Here is a 16,414-nt window from a genome sequence, read left to right on the forward strand (position 1 = left end):
GCGGGAGTGCCCTCGACAGGATTCGAACCTGCGACCTGCCCTTTAGGAGAGGGCTGCTCTATCCTGCTGAGCTACGAGGGCGCGCAGCCCAGTCTACGGGACCAGGGCTGCGCGCCCTCGCGCCGTCCGTCAGGCGGCGAGGGCGAGGTAGGGCTCCCAGCGAGGATCGCTGCGCTCCACCCCGCGCACCGTCCACGCCGTGCCGTGCGGGGGGCGCGGCGTGAACCGCAGCTGCCACCGCATCTCCTGCGGGGTGCGGTTGCTCTTGAGGTTGTTGCAGCGCAGGCAGCACGCGACGAGGTTCTCCCAGGAGTCCGCGCCGCCACGCGAGCGCGGCAGGACGTGGTCGATCGTCGCGGCCGCCTTGCCGCAGTATCCGCAGCGATGACCATCGCGTCGCAGCACGCCGCGGCGGGTCACCGGGACGCGCCGGCTCGTGGGGACGCGCACGTAGCGGGAGAGGATGATCACCGCCGGGCGGTCGTAGACGCCGTGGGTGCCCCAGACGGGGTCGTCCTCGACGCGCTCGATGACCGTCGCCTTGTCGTTCATGACCAGGACGAGGGCTCTCTTGAAGGACACGATCGCCAGCGGCTCGTATCCGGCATTCAGGACCAGTGTGCGCATTCGTCATCCTCTCGATCCGCCGGGACGGCTTCCCGGCACTCTCGACTCACACGACGTCGTGCAGGAGGAAGAGTGTTCGCAGGGACGAGAAAAGGCGCCGTCTAAAGACGGCGCCTTTCGCGCGCGGCAGGACCGCGGCATTCCTGCGGGCAATGCCGAAGGACGTGACGACCGAGAGCGTCCATGGTTCGGATGCTCGGTGTACGCTCCATCAGCCTCTCCCGCCTGTATGACGACGGGTTCAGGCTAACCCATCCCGCGGGGGCCGCGGCGAAACGGGAGGTGAATGACCGAGAACGTGTCCTGCTCAGCCGGCGTTGACGGAGAGCCAGGACATCGGCTCGACGAGGCCGCCGTTGATCCAGACCTCGAAGTGGAGGTGGTTCGCGGTCGAGCGTCCGGTGCTGCCCACGTAGCCGATCAGCTGACCGGCAGCGACCGTCTGGCCGGCCTGCACCTGGCGCGACCCGTACAGCATGTGTCCGTACGTGGTCTGCACGCGCTGACCGCCCACGACGCTGTCGAGCATGACCGCGACGCCGTAGCCGCCGATGCTCTCGGCGGAGGCGCGCACGACGCCCGAGGCGGCGGCGTAGATCGGGGTGCCGGCCGGAGCGAGCATGTCGGCGCCGTTGTGACCGCCGCCCACGGTGCGGCTGACATTCCAGGAGCCGAGGGGCAGCGGATAGCGGACCTCGCCCGAGCCCGGAGCCACGAGCGCGTACCCCGCGGTGTTGAACGTGCCGGAGGAGGGCGTGGAGGCGGACGCGGCGGCGGCTGCGGCGCGGGCGGCGGCGGCAGCGGCCTCTTCGGCCTTCTTCTTCTCGATCTCCTCGGGCGTGGTGGCGCTGAAGGCACCGCGCACGAGCGGGGCGGCCGTGGCCTCCGAGGCGACGACCAGCGACTGCGCGTCGACGGCGGCGAGCTGCTGGACGGTCTGCGCGGTGGCATCCGTCGGCTTCGACGCCGCGTAGGCGGGGAGCGCGACGGCGGCGACGAGGGCGCCGACGGCACCGAAGATCGCCACCGACCGGAGAGGGGCTGCGATCTTCCGAACGCCGACCCGGGCGCCGGAGCGTCGGGCGGGTACTCGGTCTTCAGATGTCTTCGCGGTCGGTTCGATGTCTGCGGCCAAAACGTGGTCCTCCTGAGCCCTCGCACCTCGGGTGGCGCTGGCTCGTCGACACTCTCTGCCCCAGGGCAGGGATGCACTGCTCGGGTTCGAGCGCATCCCTCTCGGGAAGACGACGAGCCGGAAGGCGGATCTTCGCGGTTCGCCCCCAGCGGGCTTCTTCGCTGAGGACCTGACCGAGGTTACCGGAAGATAACGATCATGTCACCCTGGGAAACTGACAATCCTCGGTGAGCCGATCAGGCGGGCTCGCCGACGAGGAAGATGTGCGAGGCGAGCTCGACGGGGAGCTCCAGACCCTCCTCCTTGCCGTCCATCTGGATGAGCACATAGCCCTCGTTGAAGCGGAAGTCTCCGCGCGCGCCAGGGACGACGCCCGCGTCACGCAGCTGCTCCAGGAGCTCGGGGTCGACCTGGGCCGGCTCGGCGAGACGGCGGACCGTCCCCTCGACCGGCTCGCCCGCGGCGTTCAGCCGCTGCACGAGGCCGATGACGCCCTCGTCGAAGGTGCGGGCGGGAAGGTCGCCGAGCTGGTCGAGTCCGGGGATCGGGTTGCCGTACGGCGACTCGGTGGGGTGACCGAGGAGCTCGACGAGACGGCGCTCGACCTGCTCGCTCATCACGTGCTCCCAGCGACAGGCCTCCTCGTGGACGAACGCCCAGTCCAGCCCGATCACGTCGGACAGCAGGCGCTCGGCGAGGCGGTGCTTGCGCATGACGTCGACGGCCTTGCGGCGTCCGGCGTCGGTGAGCTCGAGCGTGCGGTCTTCGGACACCACGACGAGGCCGTCGCGCTCCATGCGTCCGACGGTCTGCGAGACGGTGGGACCGGAGTGGCCGAGGCGCTCCGAGATGCGCGCCCGCAGCGGCACGATGTTCTCCTCCTCGAGCTCGAGGATGGTGCGGAGATACATCTCCGTGGTGTCGATCAGATCCGTCATGTGGCCCTCCGAAAGTTCTTAGGCAAGCCTACATTCCTCCGGCGACATCGGACGGGGCGCAGGCGGGAGGAACGGTGGCGCGATCCCCCTAGAATCTAGCCATGGCGATCGAGATTCCCCGTGACCTCCTGCCCACTGACGGCCGCTTCGGCTGCGGCCCCTCGAAGGTGCGCGGTGCGCAGCTCGAGTCGCTCGTCACGACGGGTGCCTCGATCCTGGGGACCTCGCATCGCCAGGCGCCCGTGAAGAACCTCGTCGGCAGCGTCCGCGAGCAGCTCGCCGCGCTCTTCCGCCTGCCCGAGGGCTACGAGATCATCCTGGGCAACGGCGGGTCGACCGCGTTCTGGGACGCCGCCGCCTTCGGCCTCATCGAGCGCCGCAGCCAGAACCTCGTGTTCGGCGAGTTCGGAGGCAAGTTCGCCAAGGCCGCCGCCGCTCCCTGGCTCGAGGCTCCCGACGTCCGCTCCGCCGAGCCCGGGTCGCGCAGCGCCGCCGAGCTCGTCGAGGGTGTGGACGTGTACGCCTGGCCGCACAACGAGACCTCCACCGGCGTGGCCGCGCCGATCGAGCGCGTCCACGCGGAAGGGGCGCTCACGGTGATCGACGCGACGAGCGCCGCGGGCGGCATCGACCTCGACATGGCGCAGGCCGACGTCTACTACTTCGCCCCGCAGAAGAACCTCGGCTCCGACGGCGGACTCTGGTTCGCCGCGGTCTCCCCCGCCGCGATCGACCGCATCGAGCGGATCGCCGCCTCGGGGCGGTACATCCCGGAGTTCCTGAGCCTGAAGCAGGCGGTGGACAACTCCCGGCTCAACCAGACGCTCAACACCCCCGCCCTCACGACGCTGCTGCTCCTGGACGACCAGCTCCGGTGGATCCTCGACAACGGCGGACTCGGCTGGGCCGCGGCACGCACGGCCGAATCCTCGTCGGTGCTGTACGACTGGGCCGAGGCCTCCGCCGTGGCGACGCCCTTCGTCAGCGATCCGGCGCACCGCTCGCCCGTCGTCGCGACCATCGACTTCGACGACAGCGTCGACGCCGCGGCGATCGCGAAGGCGCTGCGCGCGAACGGCATCGTCGACACCGAGCCGTACCGCAAGCTCGGCCGCAACCAGCTGCGGGTGGCGACCTTCGTCTCGATCGAGCCGGACGACGTGCGTCAGCTCATCCGTGCCATCGACTTCGTGCAGGAGAACCTCGGCGGCTGACCGCCCGGCTCACTCCGCTTCGTCGCCGGCGTCCGCATCGCGGGCGTCGGCGTCGTCGTCCTCGGAGCCGTCTGCCTCGTCGTCGTCCTCGGCCTCGCCGTCCTCCTCGGACGCGTCGTCCTCGGAGTCGTCGAGCTCATCGATGTCCACTCCGTCGAGGTCGCCGGCGTGCAGGATGTCGGAGCCGTCCTCGTCGAGCTCGTCATCGTCGATGCCGTCGTCGTCGAGCTCGCCGTCGGCGTCCTCGTCGTCCGGGTCGGCCTCGTCGTCTCCGCCGGCGCCGCGGCCGCCTCGGCCAGCTCGGCCTGGTGCGCGCGGTACTCGGCCAGGCGCTCCGCCCACGGCACCCATTCCGGAGCGAGCAGCGCGCCGTCGCCGGGGAGCAGCTCGACCTCGAGGACGGTGGGCTCCTCGTCGTCCACGCGGGCGACCGTCACGGTCCAGTACCAGCCGGGGTAGCCGGGGAGCCGGTTCTCGAAGCGGAGGGAGACGGATCCGTCCTCCTCCGGGATGAACCCGGCGGCCGGCCCGATCGTGGCGGCAGGCGTGATCTCGCGCAGAGCGGAGAGCGCGAGGTCGTGCGCCTCGACGAGACGCGCGTCGGCGTCAGGCTTCGAGGTCATCGGCGACCTTGCGCAGGACGGCCGCGATCTTGCGACCGTGGCTGGAGGAGGGGTAGCGGCCGCGGCGCAGATCGCCGCCGATGCCGTCGAGGAGCTTCACGAGATCCTCGATGATGATGGCCATGTCGTCGGCGGGCTTGCGCTTGGCCTTCGCCAGGCTGGGCGGCGCTTCGAGCACGCGCACCGACAGCGCCTGGAGGCCGCGCTTGCCGTCGGCCACGCCGAACTCCACGCGCGCACCCGCCTTCACCGCGGTGCCGGCGGGCATCGCGGAGGCGTGCAGGAAGACGTCCTGGCCGTCATCGCTGGCGATGAAGCCGAAACCCTTGTCTTCGTCGTAGAACCTGACCTTGCCGGTGGGCATGGGAGAACCTCGCTGGGATCGAAATGCAGAACGGGACGCGCTCGTGCGCGTGCCCCCAGCCTACCGGTCACGGGCGGAACGGAGCGGCTTCCCGGCGTGCGAGTAGGCTGGGGCGGATGAGTACGCAGAGCCGTGGACCGGAGGTCCCCATCCGTCGGATCGACCGCATCCTGGCGTTCACCGCGCTCGGCATCGCCGCGGCGGCGGTGATCTGCTTCTTCGTCATCATCATCGGCACGGCGCTGGGCATGGACCGGGCGGCCTTCGGCGAGGGACTGTGGCCCGTGATAGCCGCGATCCCCTACTGGGGTCTGCCGCTCGCATTCGTCATGATCATCGTGCTGCTGGTGATGAGCTTCGTGCGGAAGGGCCGCGCAGAGTCGCGTCGGTGAGGCCGCACCGATGAGCACGCACGCACGCCCGCTGGCCGATCACCTGGCTGCGGCGAGCGATGACGAGCTGACGGCGCTGCTGAGCGCACGGGGCGTCCGTCCGGATGCCGGATGGCAGGACTTCTTCGACGCCGCGGAGGCGCTGCTGGAGCCGTCCTCGATCGCCCGCGTGCTGCCCGCTCTGACCGCCGCCGAGGCCACGGCGCTTCTCGATGCCGCCTCCGGGAGCGTCGTCGGCGCCGAGCGGGAGCGCCTGATCGCCCTCGCCCTCCTCCGCCCCGACGGCACCCCGCACCCGCCGGTGGCAGAGGCGGTCGCCGGGAAGACCCGCCCCGCGGTGCCGGACGACACGGCGGCGCCGGCCTCCACGGAGTCCGTGGCCGCACACGCCGCCGAACGCGCCTTCACCACCGTCGGCGCGGTGGCCGACATCCTCCTCCTCGCCAGGGATCAGCCCTTCGCGCTGCTCATGGGCGGCGCCGTGAGCGCGGGGCAGAAACGCCAGCTCGCCGACGCCGGCCTCCCCGTCGAGAGCGTCGATCCTCTGGTGACCCTCGCCGTCCGCGCCGGGCTCGCGACGCCGAGCGATCGACTGCTGCGCACGACGGCCGCCGCGGAGGAGTGGTTGCGCTCCCCCGCGATCGCACGCTGGAGCGTGCTGGCCACGGCCTTCCGCGACGCGCTGCCCCGCGGTGTGCGCACGGAGCCGGGAGGGTGGCTCCCGCTCACGCAGTGGCACCGCGCCCACCCCTGGGACCCGGCCTGGCCGGAAGACGCGGCGCGGCAGCTCGAAGGCGCCCGGCTCCTCGGTCTCGTCGCGGAGGACGGCTCCGAACCCGCCTGGTCCGAGGCCCTGCGGCGCGGCGCGGCGGCTGACCCCTCCGCCCTCGCCGCGCTCCTGCCCGCAGAGGTGGACCGGATCTTCCTCCAGAACGACCTCACCGCGATCGCCCCCGGTCCTCTGCAGCCCGCGCTGGACGTGCGCCTGCGCACCATGGCCCGCCGGGAGTCGGCCTCCCAGGCCTCGTCGTACCGGTTCACCGCGGAGTCGGTGGCGCACGCCTTCGCCGCGGGAGAGGACGAGGCCTCGATCCTGGAGTTCCTCGGCGGCCTCTCGCTCACGGGCATCCCCCAGCCCCTCGGCTACCTCGTCGCGCAGACCGGCCAGCGCCACGGACTCGTGCGGGTCTCCGTGGACGACGAGACGGGGCGCACCCGGGTGGAGAGCACGGACGCGCACCTCCTCGAGGCCATGGCGGTCGACCAGTCGCTCCGCCCTCTCGGACTCACCGCGCACGTCGGCTCGCTGACCACCAAGGTCGGGCAGGACACGGTGTACTGGGCGCTGACGGATGCCCGGTATCCGGCGACCCTCGTCGATCGCGACGGGACCGTCGCGGTGCGCACGCGCCATCCGGCCGCCGTTCCCGACCACGCTCCCGCCCCCGACTACGGACCGCTGATCGCCCGGCTGCGCGAGCACCAGGGCCCCGACGCGGACGCCGCGTGGCTGGACAGGGAGCTGGAGGCGGCGGTGCGCGCGAAGGCCGTGCTGCGGGTGACGGTCGGCATGCCGGACGGATCCACCAGGGATCTCCTCCTCGAAGCCACCGGGATCGGTGGTGGTCGGCTGCGCGGCAGGGACAGGGCGGCCGATGTCGAGCGCACCCTGCCGGTGTCGAGCATCCGCGCCGCGACCGTCGTCCCGACCTAGGCCCCGTGCGGCCAGGGGCCGGTAGACTGGTCAGCTATGTCTGATGGCCCCCTGATCGTCCAGAGCGACCGCACCGTGCTCCTCGAGGTCGCCCACGCCGACGCCGAGAGCGCCCGTCACGAGCTCGCGATCTTCGCCGAGCTGGAGCGCGCCCCCGAGCACATCCACACCTACCGCATCACGCGCCTGGGTCTGTGGAACGCCCGCGCGGCCGGGCACACCGCCGACGACATGCTGGAGACGCTCGACCGCTGGTCGCGCTTCCCGGTGCCGCCCTCCGTCGCGGTCGACCTGCGTGAGACGGTCAACCGGTACGGGCGCCTGGTCATCGAGCGCGACGACGAGGGCGTGCTCATCCTGCGTTCGACCGACCCCGCCGTGCTGGCCCAGGTCGCGAACAACAAGCGCATCCAGCCGCTGCTCATCGGGCACCCCACGCCGGAGACCTTCGTCGTCGACGCATGGGCCCGCGGCCAGATCAAGCAGGAGCTGCTGAAGATCGGCTGGCCGGCCGAAGACCTGGCCGGCTACACACCCGGCACGCCCCACGAGATCGAGCTGGCCGAGGACGGATGGACCATCCGCCCGTACCAGCAGGACGCGGTCGATGCCTTCTCCAAGGACGGCTCCGGCGTGGTGGTCCTCCCCTGCGGGGCGGGAAAGACCATCGTCGGCGCGGGGGCCATGGCCGCCACGAAGACCACGACGCTCATCCTCGTGACGAACACCGTGTCCGCACGGCAGTGGCGGGACGAGCTGCTCAAGCGCACCAGCCTCACGCCCGAGGAGATCGGCGAGTACTCCGGGCAGGCCAAGGAGGTCAAGCCCGTCACGATCGCGACGTACCAGATCCTCACGGCGAAGCGGAAGGGCGAGTACGCGCACCTCGCGCTCCTCGACGCCCTGGACTGGGGCCTCATCGTGTACGACGAGGTGCACCTGCTGCCCGCCCCGGTGTTCAAGCTCACCGCCGACCTGCAGGCGCGGCGCCGGATCGGCCTCACCGCGACCCTGGTCCGCGAGGACGGCCGCGAGGGCGACGTGTTCAGTCTCATCGGCCCCAAGCGCTTCGATGCCCCCTGGAAGCAGATCGAGGCGCAGGGGTTCATCTCCCCCGCCGCCTGCTTCGAGGTGCGGGTCGACCTCCCCCCGGCGGACCGCCTGGAGTACGCGGCGGCGACCGACGACGAGCGCTACCGGCTCGCGGCCTCCGCACCGGCGAAGATCGATGCGGTGCGCGAGCTGATCGCGGCCCACCAGGGCGAGCAGATCCTGGTCATCGGTCAGTACCTCGACCAGCTCGACGCGCTCTCGCAGGCGCTCGACGCCCCGCAGATCACCGGATCCACCCCGGTCGAGGAGCGCGAGGAGCTGTACCGGGCGTTCCGGGAGGGCGACATCTCGCTGCTCGTGGTGTCGAAGGTCGCGAACTTCTCCATCGACCTCCCCGAGGCGTCGGTCGCCATCCAGGTGTCCGGCTCGTTCGGCTCCCGGCAGGAGGAGGCCCAGCGGCTCGGGCGACTCCTCCGCCCCAAGCAGTCCGGCCACACGGCGAGCTTCTACACGCTCGTGGCCCGCGACACGATCGACCAGGACTACGCGCAGAACCGGCAGCGGTTCCTCGCGGAGCAGGGGTACAGCTACACGATCATGGACGCCGAGGCGATCGCCGCCTGAACAGGATCGCGGCGCTCAGCCGTGCATCCTCCCCGGGAGAAGATGCGTCCCGCGGGCGACGGCGGCGGGCGACGCGGTCCGGGTGATCCCTCTCCGGCGCGCCCAGCGGTCTGCGACGACGGCGAAGACGAGCATCGCCGCGGCCGAGCCGAGGAGATCCACCGGCGACCCCGAGGTGGCGTTCGCATCGACCACGGCGACGGAGCCGAGCAGGAAGATCATCAGGTTGTTCACGATGTGCAGCGCGATCGCCGCCTCCAGCCCGCCCGTCCGCCACGTGAGCCAGGCGGCGACGACTGCGAAGAGGCCGACGCTCGCCGCACCCCACACGTCGTAGCCGTGCCCCAGCACGAACAGCGGCACCGGCAGCAGGATCGCGAAGGCGGGGTGCCGGAGCCAGGTCCCGACGAGCTGCATGAGATAGCCGCGGAAGACGTACTCCTCCGCGGCGGCCTGGAACGGGATCAGCACGAGCAGGAGCACCACCATGAGCAGGAGCCCGGGGTGGGAGAAGTCCGGTGTCACCGCATCGCCGAGGGCCGCCGACCAGCCGAGCACCACGGCGAAGTAGACGACGAACACCGCGGACGCCAGCCCGAGGGTCCGACCGAGCCAGTCCATCCGCAGCCGCCCGGTGACCGACGACAGGAGCCCGACGCCTCGCCCTTGAACGACCCGCGAGGCGAGGAGCAGGGCGGGGATCATGAGGATGAGCGGGAGCACGAGCGCCACGAGGAGCCACGGACGGTCCAGCTGGAAGTACGCGGTGGTCCGGAACAGCATCTGCAGCTCGGCGCCCCACCCGGGCACCAGGGCCGACACGACCACGAGCGGCACGACGACGAGCACGAGGATCGCGAGGTAGAACGCGATGCCGAGGAGGCCGGTGAGCAGCGGCTTCCACCACCGGGGGCGCGGGCGGAGGAGCGCCAGACGGTGGTACTCGAGCCCGCGCTCGGACACCTCCGGGGACGGCGCGGACGGGGTGACGGGGGCGGCGGTGGCGTCCTCGATCGAACTCATGCCTCGATCCTCCCCCGGGCCGCCTGTGCGGCACATCCACCCGCCGACGGATCGACCGCATCCACGCCGTTCCGCAGGATAATCAGCCCGCGCATGGCCGAAGTCACCATAATGGGGTCATGACTGCTGCGCGCATCCTGGTCGTCGACGACGAGCCCAACATCCGCGACCTGCTCTCCACGGGTCTCAGCTTCGCCGGGTTCCAGGTGAAGACGGTGGCCAACGGCGCCGCCACGATCTCCGCCGTCCTCGAGGAGGAGCCGGACCTCATCATCCTCGACGTCATGCTCCCCGACATGAACGGGTTCAGCGTGACCAAGCGCCTCCGCGGCGCCGGATTCACCGCCCCCATCCTCTTCCTCACGGCCAAGGACGGCACGGAGGACAAGATCGAGGGCCTGAACGCCGGCGGCGACGACTACGTCACCAAGCCGTTCAGCCTGGACGAGATCGTCGCCAGGGCCCAGGCCATCCTCCGCCGCACGATGCAGGCCGACGAGGAGTCGATCATCCGCGCCGGCGAGCTCTCCATGGACCAGGACACGCACGACGTGCACGTCGGCAAGGAGCCGATCGACCTGAGCCCGACCGAGTTCAAGCTCCTCCGCTACCTCATGCTGAACCCGAACCGGGTGCTGTCGAAGGCGCAGATCCTCGACCACGTCTGGGAGTACGACTTCAACGGCGACGCCGGCATCGTCGAGAGCTACATCTCGTACCTGCGTCGCAAGATCGATCCGCACACGGAGGAGTCGCTGATCCAGACGAAGCGCGGCTTCGGGTACATGCTCAAGGTGGGCAAGACGGTCTGAGACCGTCGAGCCCGCACCCGCCGTCCCCGGACGGCATCGCCGCCGCACGAGGGAGGACCGCATGGCGCACAAGCCGGATGCGGTCACCGCCTGGTGGCGGCGCATCAGCCTCCGTGCCAAGGTCACCGGCGTCACGGTCGCCGTGCTCGCCCTCGGTCTCCTCGTCGCCGGGATCGGGACGGTGCCGCTGCTGCGGAACGCCCTGGTCGAGAACATCAACGCGCAGCTTCCGGCACTGGTGACCAGCGACCTCGTCGACCGGTACTTCGACACCACGACCATCGACGGCGTGACCACGTACACCCCGCGGGACGAGAAGCCCCGCGACTTCTCCTTCGCGATCTACGATGCGGAGGGCGCCCTGCGTGCGACGGCCCCCAGCGCCTCCGGTCGTGCCCCGGTCTTCCCCGCGGAGTACTCCCTGTCGGACGCCCAGGCGAACGAGGATCAGGTGCTCGCCCTCGAGGACACGGACGGCCGGGTCTACCACGCCGCCGCGGCCGTCGTGCAGCAGGAGGGCGACCCGCTGAGCATCCAGATGGTGGCGCTCCCCCTCGCCGAGGCCGACCGCATCATCAGCCAGTACTTCGGGATCTACATCACCATCGCCCTCATCACGATCCTCGTCGCGGCTCTGCTCACCCGCGGACTCGTGACGCTGACGTTCCGCCGGCTCGGGCAGGTCGAGCAGACCGCCATGTCGATCGCCGCCGGCGACTTCCGGCAGCGGCTCACCGACCTGGAGCCGACCACCGAGGTCGGGCGCCTGAACGCGGCCATCAACACGATGCTCGATCGGGTGGATCGCTCCCTGGCCCAGCGCGATCGCACCGTGCAGCACATGCGACGCTTCATCGGCGACGCCAGTCACGAGCTGCGCACTCCGCTCGTCAGCGTCCGCGGCTATGCCGAGCTGTATCGCATGGGCGCGATCAAGGGCGAGGAGGACACCGCCAGGGCGATGGAGCGCATCGAGAAGGAGGCGATCCGCATGGGCGTCCTCGTGGAGGACCTCCTCGCGCTCGCCCGACTCGACGAGGAGCGCGAGCCGCAGATCGTCCCGCTCGATCTCCGCCCCATCGCGCGCGATGCCGCCCTCGACGTGCGGGCCGCAGCTCCGGGCCGCACGATCTCCGTGATCGACCGCACGCTCGAGAACGTCCCGACCACACCCATCCGCACCCCGGTGGTGCCCATCGCCCCGGAGCCCGCGCCGAAGCCGCGCCCCCGTGCCACCCTGTCGCGCCTTCGTCGCCGCGCGCGGCCGCAGGAGCAGCCGCCGGCCATCGACTTCACCGAGGTCGCCGACATCCCGGTGCGTACACCGCCGATCGTGCTCGGCGAGGAGAACAAGGTCCGTCAGGTCGTCACGAACCTCCTGGGCAACGCCCGCCGCTTCTCCCCCGAGGACAGCCCGATCGAGATCGTCGTGGACTCCGACCGCACGGCGGGCACCGCGAGCATCTCGATCGTCGACCACGGCGAGGGTGTCCCGCCGCAGATCCGGGAGCAGATCTTCGAGCGGTTCTGGCGAGCCGACACCTCCCGCGCGCGGGAGACCGGCGGCTCCGGCCTGGGGCTGGCGATCGTCGCCTCCATCCTCAAGGCGCTCAACGGCGACATCGCGGTGTCGGAGAGCCCGGGAGGCGGCGCCACCTTCACCGTCACGCTCCCGCTCGCCCCCGCGCGCTCGACCCCGGAGCATCTCCTCGAGGACACTCAGCCGCTGGAGCGGCTCGACGACCTCCCGTAGGCACTCGTTCCTGCACAGATCTCTCGCGGCGCGTCCCTTCTCCCGGCTTCCGGACCGGACGCGGTCTCGCCTCTCCGACGGCGCTGCAGCCCCCGTACCGTCGGAGCTTCCTCGAAGGGAGATCCCATGACCGTCTTCACCGTCGACACCGACGCCGTCCACGCGGCAGAAGCCGCGACCCGCGCCACCATCGAGCGCCTGCGCGCCGAATCCGCCACGCTCATGTCTCAGCTCCGGCAACTGCAGACCGCGTGGCTCGGCACGGCCTCGGCCGCCTTCCAGAGCTGCGCCGAGGAGTGGCAGGGCGCCCAGCAGCACGTCGAGCTCGTCCTGGACGGTATCGGCACATCGCTCGGCGCCGTGGCCACCCAGTACGCCGAAGCGGATCAGTACTCGGCGAGCCTCTTCCGCTGAGGGACGCAGAAAGCCCCCGGCCGGAGCCGGGGGCTTTCTGTGTGAGACGGGGTCTCTGAACCTCTCAGAGGATCAGAAGTCCATGCCGCCCGTGGGGTCACCCGCGGGAGCAGCAGCCTTCTCGGGCTTGTCGGCGACGACGGCCTCGGTCGTGAGGAACAGGCCGGCGATCGACGCGGCGTTCTGCAGCGCGGAACGCGTGACCTTCGCCGGGTCGATGATGCCCTGTGCGAACATGTCGCCGTACTCGCCGCTGGCGGCGTTCAGGCCCTGGCCCGCGGGGAGCTCGGAGACCTTGTTGGCGACGACGCCCGGCTCGAGACCGGCGTTCAGCGCGATCTGCTTCAGCGGAGCCTCGATCGCGACGCGCACGATGTTCGCACCGGTCGCCTCGTCGCCCTCGAGCGAGAGAGCGTCGAGCGCCTTCGTGCCGGACTGGATGAGCGCGACGCCACCACCGGGGACGATGCCCTCCTCGACGGCTGCCTTCGCGTTGCGGACGGCGTCCTCGATGCGGTGCTTGCGCTCCTTGAGCTCGACCTCGGTCGCCGCACCGGCCTTGATGACGGCCACGCCACCGGCGAGCTTCGCCAGGCGCTCCTGCAGCTTCTCGCGGTCGTAGTCGCTGTCGGTGTTCTCGATCTCGCGACGGATCTGCGTGACGCGACCCTCGATCTGGTCGGCCTCGCCGGCACCCTCGACGATCGTGGTCTCGTCCTTGGTGACGATGACCTTGCGCGCACGGCCGAGCAGGTCGAGCGTGGCGTTCTCGAGCTTCAGGCCCACCTCTTCGGTGATGACCTGGCCGCCCGTGAGGATCGCGATGTCCTGCAGCTGCGCCTTGCGACGGTCGCCGAAGCCGGGAGCCTTGACGGCGACCGACTTGAAGATGCCCTTGAGCTTGTTCAGCACGAGCGTCGCGAGAGCCTCGCCCTCGACGTCCTCGGCGATGATGACGAGCTCCTTGCCGTCCTGGATCACCTTGTCGACGATCGGCAGGAGGTCCTTGATGTTGGAGACCTTCTGGTTCGCGATGAGGATGTACGGGTCCTCGAAGACGGCTTCCTGGCGCTCCGGGTCCGTGACGAAGTACGGGTTCAGGTAGCCCTTGTCGAAGCGCATGCCCTCGGTGAGCTCGAGCTCGGTGCCGAAGGTCTGCGACTCCTCGACGGTGACGACGCCCTCCTTGCCGACCTTGTCGATGGCCTCGGCGATGAGCTCGCCGATCGCGGGGTCGGCGGCGGAGATCGAGGCGGTCGCGGCGATCTGCTCCTTGGAGTCGATCTCCTTCGCCGTGCTCAGCAGCTCCTCGGTGATCGCGGCGACGGCCTTCTCGATGCCGCGCTTGAGGGAGATGGGGTCGGCACCGGCCGCGACGTTGCGCAGGCCTTCGCGGACCAGGGCCTGGGCGAGGACCGTGGCGGTCGTCGTGCCGTCACCGGCGACGTCGTCGGTCTTCTTGGCGACCTCCTTGACGAGCTCCGCGCCGATCTTCTCGTACGGGTCGTCCAGCTCGATCTCCTTGGCGATGGAGACACCGTCGTTCGTGATCGTGGGGGCGCCCCACTTCTTCTCGAGCACGACGTTGCGACCACGCGGGCCGAGGGTCACCTTGACCGCGTCGGCGAGGATGTTGAGGCCACGCTCGAGGCCGCGGCGGGCCTCCTCATCGAAGGCGATGATCTTTGCCATGAGTTTTGTCGTCCCTCCTGGACGTAGACGGTGGGTTTAGCACTCAGAGTGAGAGAGTGCTAACGCCATTCTGGCACTCGACACCATCGAGTGCAAGCCGTGCGATCCGAGAGGGAGACGGGCGTCAGGGCGCGGGAGTCTCGGGCACCGACGCGGCCCGGTCGACGCCGATCACGATGGTGAGCTGCTTCTGGCCGTCCTCGGTCTGACCCGCGTAGTAATCGCTCTGCTGCACCTCGGCACCGCCGATGACGCCGGCGAGGCCCATGGCCGCCTCCTCGTCCTCGGCGCTGACGTAGTAGACGGTCGTCGTGGCGAAGTCGTCGCTCTCGCTGTCGCTGGCGAGCACCGTGTCCGCCGCCCAGCCGGCGTTGATGAGGGTGTCGCGCATCTGGTCGTCGAGGCCGTTGTCCGGGGTCGCGTTGAGGATCAGCACCGAGTAGGTCGGGTCGATCACCCCGGTCTCCTCCGGCGTGGCGACCGCGGACGGCGCGGCATCGGGGAACAGCTCGATCCGCCCCATGACGGCCAGTGCGCCGAAGATGCCGGCGATGATGAGCACGAGGGCAGCGACGAACGACCACAGCAGCACGACCCAGCCGTTCATGCCCGGGGCTTCGGCGCGGTGCGCTCCTACGCGTCCGGTGGAACGGGGGACCTCGTCGAAACGGTCACGGGGGGGCTTGGACACCCCTCGATGCTAGCGGCACGTCCCTGGCAAACCGGTCCGCGACGGGCCCGATCCGTGCGGTCGGCGTCCGCTCAGCCGGTAAAGCCGGGGATCCGCGCGGCCCGTCTGGCGCCGCGGGCGTCGCGGAGCCGACGCAGCCGCCGCACGAGCATCGGGTCGAACTCGAGCGCGGCCTCGGAGTCGATCAGCCGCCCGAGCAGCTGGTAGTACCGCGCCGCGCTCATGCCGAGCTTGCTGCGGATGACCTCCTCCTTCATGCCGCCGTGGCGGGGCCAGGCGGCCTCCAGGGCGAGGATCGCGCGATCGCGCTCCGTGAGGTGGTCTGCGGACATGCCCTCAGATTAGGTCGTCGGACGGCGATCCCCGGCGCGCCACTCCCACCACGCGCCGAGCGGATCCGCGGCGGCGCGCACGCGGCCGTCGTGCGCGACGACGAAGCCCGGCCAGGTCTCCACGGCGACCGGCGGCTCCCACACGTCGAGGAGGCCGGGAGGGTCGATCGTGACCCAGTGCGCCGGCAGTCCCGCGATCGTCGCGACGAGCTCCGTCCGCTCCGCCCGCGGGATGTGCACCAGCACCCCCGGGGTCGTGATGACCAGAGTGGCGTCCGCCGGAGCCGACGCCGCCAGATCGTCCAGGTGGGCGGCCGCGTCGCCGGCGACGAGGAGCGGAGGGTCGGCGGCGACGATGTCGAGCGCGGCGGTGATGCGCTGCTCCCTCCCCTCCTCCCCCGGCCACACGAGTGCGCCGAGCCAGCGCCGGTCGTCGGCGGCCGCCGCGTCCAGCGGGGCGAGGTCGATACCCGCGCGCCACACGACCTCGGGCAGGCGCAGCGGCGGCAGGTCTCCGGACACGGTGCTCTCCAGCAGCACCGTCGAGGGGCCGTCGAGCGGATCGAGGGCGCGGCGTACGCGTCCGTCTCCGTCGGTGAAGCGGAACGAGTAGCGATCGGGGTAGAGGCACAGGCCCGCCGCGGCGCCGATCTCCAGCAGTGCGATCGGCCCGTCGATCTCGGAGAGCACGGGCAGCAGAGCGGCGGTCCGCAGAGGTTCGTTGGTCTGCAGGGCGCGCCGGGTGCACTCGGCGACGAGCCGGTCGGCCTGCGCGAGGACGAACTCACGCCACTCCCGGTACGGTCCGTGACCGGCGCCGAGCAGGCGGGACACGGCGAAGACGACGGGCGGCTGGCGTCGGGTCGGCGGGATCCGTCGCAGAAGCTCCCTGATCTCCGGGTCGGCGGCGACCCCGGCCGCCCACTCCGCGTACAGCGCGCTGCGCCCAGGAGCCTCCGTCGCCGCGAATCGGGCATAGCGCTCCTGCACGGCGTCGGTCATGCGTCCATTCT

17 protein-coding genes, 1 tRNA gene and 1 pseudogene are annotated in these 16,414 nt (G+C 70.8%); 7 read left to right on the forward strand and 12 right to left on the reverse strand.

All coding sequences use genetic code 11. The annotated features are described in order from the left end of the window. Positions 1–7: 7 nt before the first annotated feature. The 4 genes from AC2W7E_RS10115 to AC2W7E_RS10130 form a co-directional block, all read right to left on the reverse strand. Positions 8–81 (reverse strand) — tRNA-Arg (locus tag AC2W7E_RS10115). A gap of 48 nt (positions 82–129) precedes the next feature. Next, positions 130–627, reverse strand: a complete 498-nt coding sequence (locus AC2W7E_RS10120) for an HNH endonuclease (protein WP_025105538.1) — start codon at positions 625–627, stop codon at positions 130–132. A 307-nt stretch (positions 628–934) separates the two neighbouring features. Beyond that, complete coding sequence (locus AC2W7E_RS10125; RefSeq protein ID WP_231729484.1) at positions 935–1,654, reverse strand: M23 family metallopeptidase; 720 nt, start codon at positions 1,652–1,654, stop codon at positions 935–937. A 344-nt stretch (positions 1,655–1,998) separates the two neighbouring features. Beyond that, positions 1,999–2,700, reverse strand: coding sequence for an iron-dependent transcriptional repressor DtxR (locus AC2W7E_RS10130; protein WP_025105536.1), 702 nt, complete (start codon positions 2,698–2,700; stop codon positions 1,999–2,001). A gap of 101 nt (positions 2,701–2,801) precedes the next feature. Here AC2W7E_RS10130 and serC point away from each other — a divergent pair, with 101 nt between their 5' ends. Then, positions 2,802–3,914, forward strand: a complete 1,113-nt coding sequence (serC, locus tag AC2W7E_RS10135; RefSeq protein WP_025105535.1) for a phosphoserine transaminase — start codon at positions 2,802–2,804, stop codon at positions 3,912–3,914. Between the two features lie 9 nt (positions 3,915–3,923). Here serC and AC2W7E_RS10140 read toward each other — a convergent pair whose 3' ends face one another. The 3 genes and pseudogenes from AC2W7E_RS10140 to AC2W7E_RS10150 form a co-directional block, all read right to left on the reverse strand. Then, positions 3,924–4,064, reverse strand: coding sequence for a hypothetical protein (locus AC2W7E_RS10140; protein WP_485989050.1), 141 nt, complete (start codon positions 4,062–4,064; stop codon positions 3,924–3,926). 53 nt (positions 4,065–4,117) lie between these two features. Then, positions 4,118–4,537, reverse strand: a pseudogene (locus tag AC2W7E_RS10145) (DUF3027 domain-containing protein); the annotation flags it as partial. Beyond that, the gene (locus AC2W7E_RS10150; RefSeq protein ID WP_025105533.1) at positions 4,521–4,901 is read right to left on the reverse strand and encodes a cold-shock protein; all 381 of its coding nucleotides are present in this window, start codon (positions 4,899–4,901) and stop codon (positions 4,521–4,523) included. The pseudogene AC2W7E_RS10145 and the gene AC2W7E_RS10150, both read right to left, overlap by 17 nt. A gap of 116 nt (positions 4,902–5,017) precedes the next feature. On the opposite strand from AC2W7E_RS10150, the gene AC2W7E_RS10155 reads away from it, so the two are divergent. From AC2W7E_RS10155 to AC2W7E_RS10165, 3 genes are read left to right on the forward strand one after another with little or no spacing between them, the layout of a single operon-like run. Next, entirely contained in the window at positions 5,018–5,293 is a 276-nt protein-coding gene (locus tag AC2W7E_RS10155) for a hypothetical protein (protein ID WP_025105532.1), read from the forward strand. Positions 5,294–5,303: 10 nt separating this feature from the next. After that, the gene (locus tag AC2W7E_RS10160; RefSeq protein WP_378872491.1) at positions 5,304–7,007 is read left to right on the forward strand and encodes a helicase-associated domain-containing protein; all 1,704 of its coding nucleotides are present in this window, start codon (positions 5,304–5,306) and stop codon (positions 7,005–7,007) included. A gap of 36 nt (positions 7,008–7,043) precedes the next feature. Continuing rightward, positions 7,044–8,684, forward strand: coding sequence for a DNA repair helicase XPB (locus tag AC2W7E_RS10165; protein ID WP_025105530.1), 1,641 nt, complete (start codon positions 7,044–7,046; stop codon positions 8,682–8,684). A gap of 15 nt (positions 8,685–8,699) precedes the next feature. Here AC2W7E_RS10165 and AC2W7E_RS10170 read toward each other — a convergent pair whose 3' ends face one another. Next, a complete protein-coding gene (locus tag AC2W7E_RS10170) occupies positions 8,700–9,707 on the reverse strand; it encodes a CPBP family intramembrane glutamic endopeptidase (protein WP_172400106.1) in 1,008 nt (335 codons plus the stop codon). A 119-nt stretch (positions 9,708–9,826) separates the two neighbouring features. Between AC2W7E_RS10170 and AC2W7E_RS10175 the strand changes: the two genes are divergently transcribed. From AC2W7E_RS10175 to AC2W7E_RS10185, 3 genes are all read left to right on the forward strand, one after another. Continuing rightward, positions 9,827–10,519 (forward strand): response regulator transcription factor, encoded by a 693-nt coding sequence (locus AC2W7E_RS10175; RefSeq protein WP_025105529.1) that lies wholly within the window; start codon positions 9,827–9,829, stop codon positions 10,517–10,519. Positions 10,520–10,580: 61 nt separating this feature from the next. Further along, on the forward strand, positions 10,581–12,272 hold the full coding sequence (locus AC2W7E_RS10180; protein WP_085606199.1) for a sensor histidine kinase: 1,692 nt from the start codon (positions 10,581–10,583) through the stop codon (positions 12,270–12,272). A gap of 126 nt (positions 12,273–12,398) precedes the next feature. Further along, a complete protein-coding gene (locus tag AC2W7E_RS10185; RefSeq protein ID WP_249520758.1) occupies positions 12,399–12,686 on the forward strand; it encodes a WXG100 family type VII secretion target in 288 nt (95 codons plus the stop codon). A gap of 72 nt (positions 12,687–12,758) precedes the next feature. On the opposite strand, the gene groL is transcribed toward AC2W7E_RS10185, so the two are convergent. The 4 genes from groL to AC2W7E_RS10205 form a co-directional block, all read right to left on the reverse strand. Beyond that, positions 12,759–14,378, reverse strand: coding sequence for a chaperonin GroEL (gene groL / locus AC2W7E_RS10190; RefSeq protein ID WP_025105526.1), 1,620 nt, complete (start codon positions 14,376–14,378; stop codon positions 12,759–12,761). A 124-nt stretch (positions 14,379–14,502) separates the two neighbouring features. Next, the gene (locus AC2W7E_RS10195) at positions 14,503–15,069 is read right to left on the reverse strand and encodes a LytR C-terminal domain-containing protein (protein ID WP_029990089.1); all 567 of its coding nucleotides are present in this window, start codon (positions 15,067–15,069) and stop codon (positions 14,503–14,505) included. A gap of 71 nt (positions 15,070–15,140) precedes the next feature. Continuing rightward, positions 15,141–15,401: a DUF3263 domain-containing protein gene (locus AC2W7E_RS10200; RefSeq protein ID WP_378872484.1), complete on the reverse strand. Its 261-nt coding sequence runs from the start codon at positions 15,399–15,401 to the stop codon at positions 15,141–15,143. 9 nt (positions 15,402–15,410) lie between these two features. Continuing rightward, on the reverse strand, positions 15,411–16,403 hold the full coding sequence (locus tag AC2W7E_RS10205) for a DUF2332 family protein (RefSeq protein ID WP_485989033.1): 993 nt from the start codon (positions 16,401–16,403) through the stop codon (positions 15,411–15,413). Between the last annotated feature and the right edge of the window lie 11 nt (positions 16,404–16,414).

The organism is Microbacterium sp. CFSPD4_SD4 (assembly GCF_057364585.1).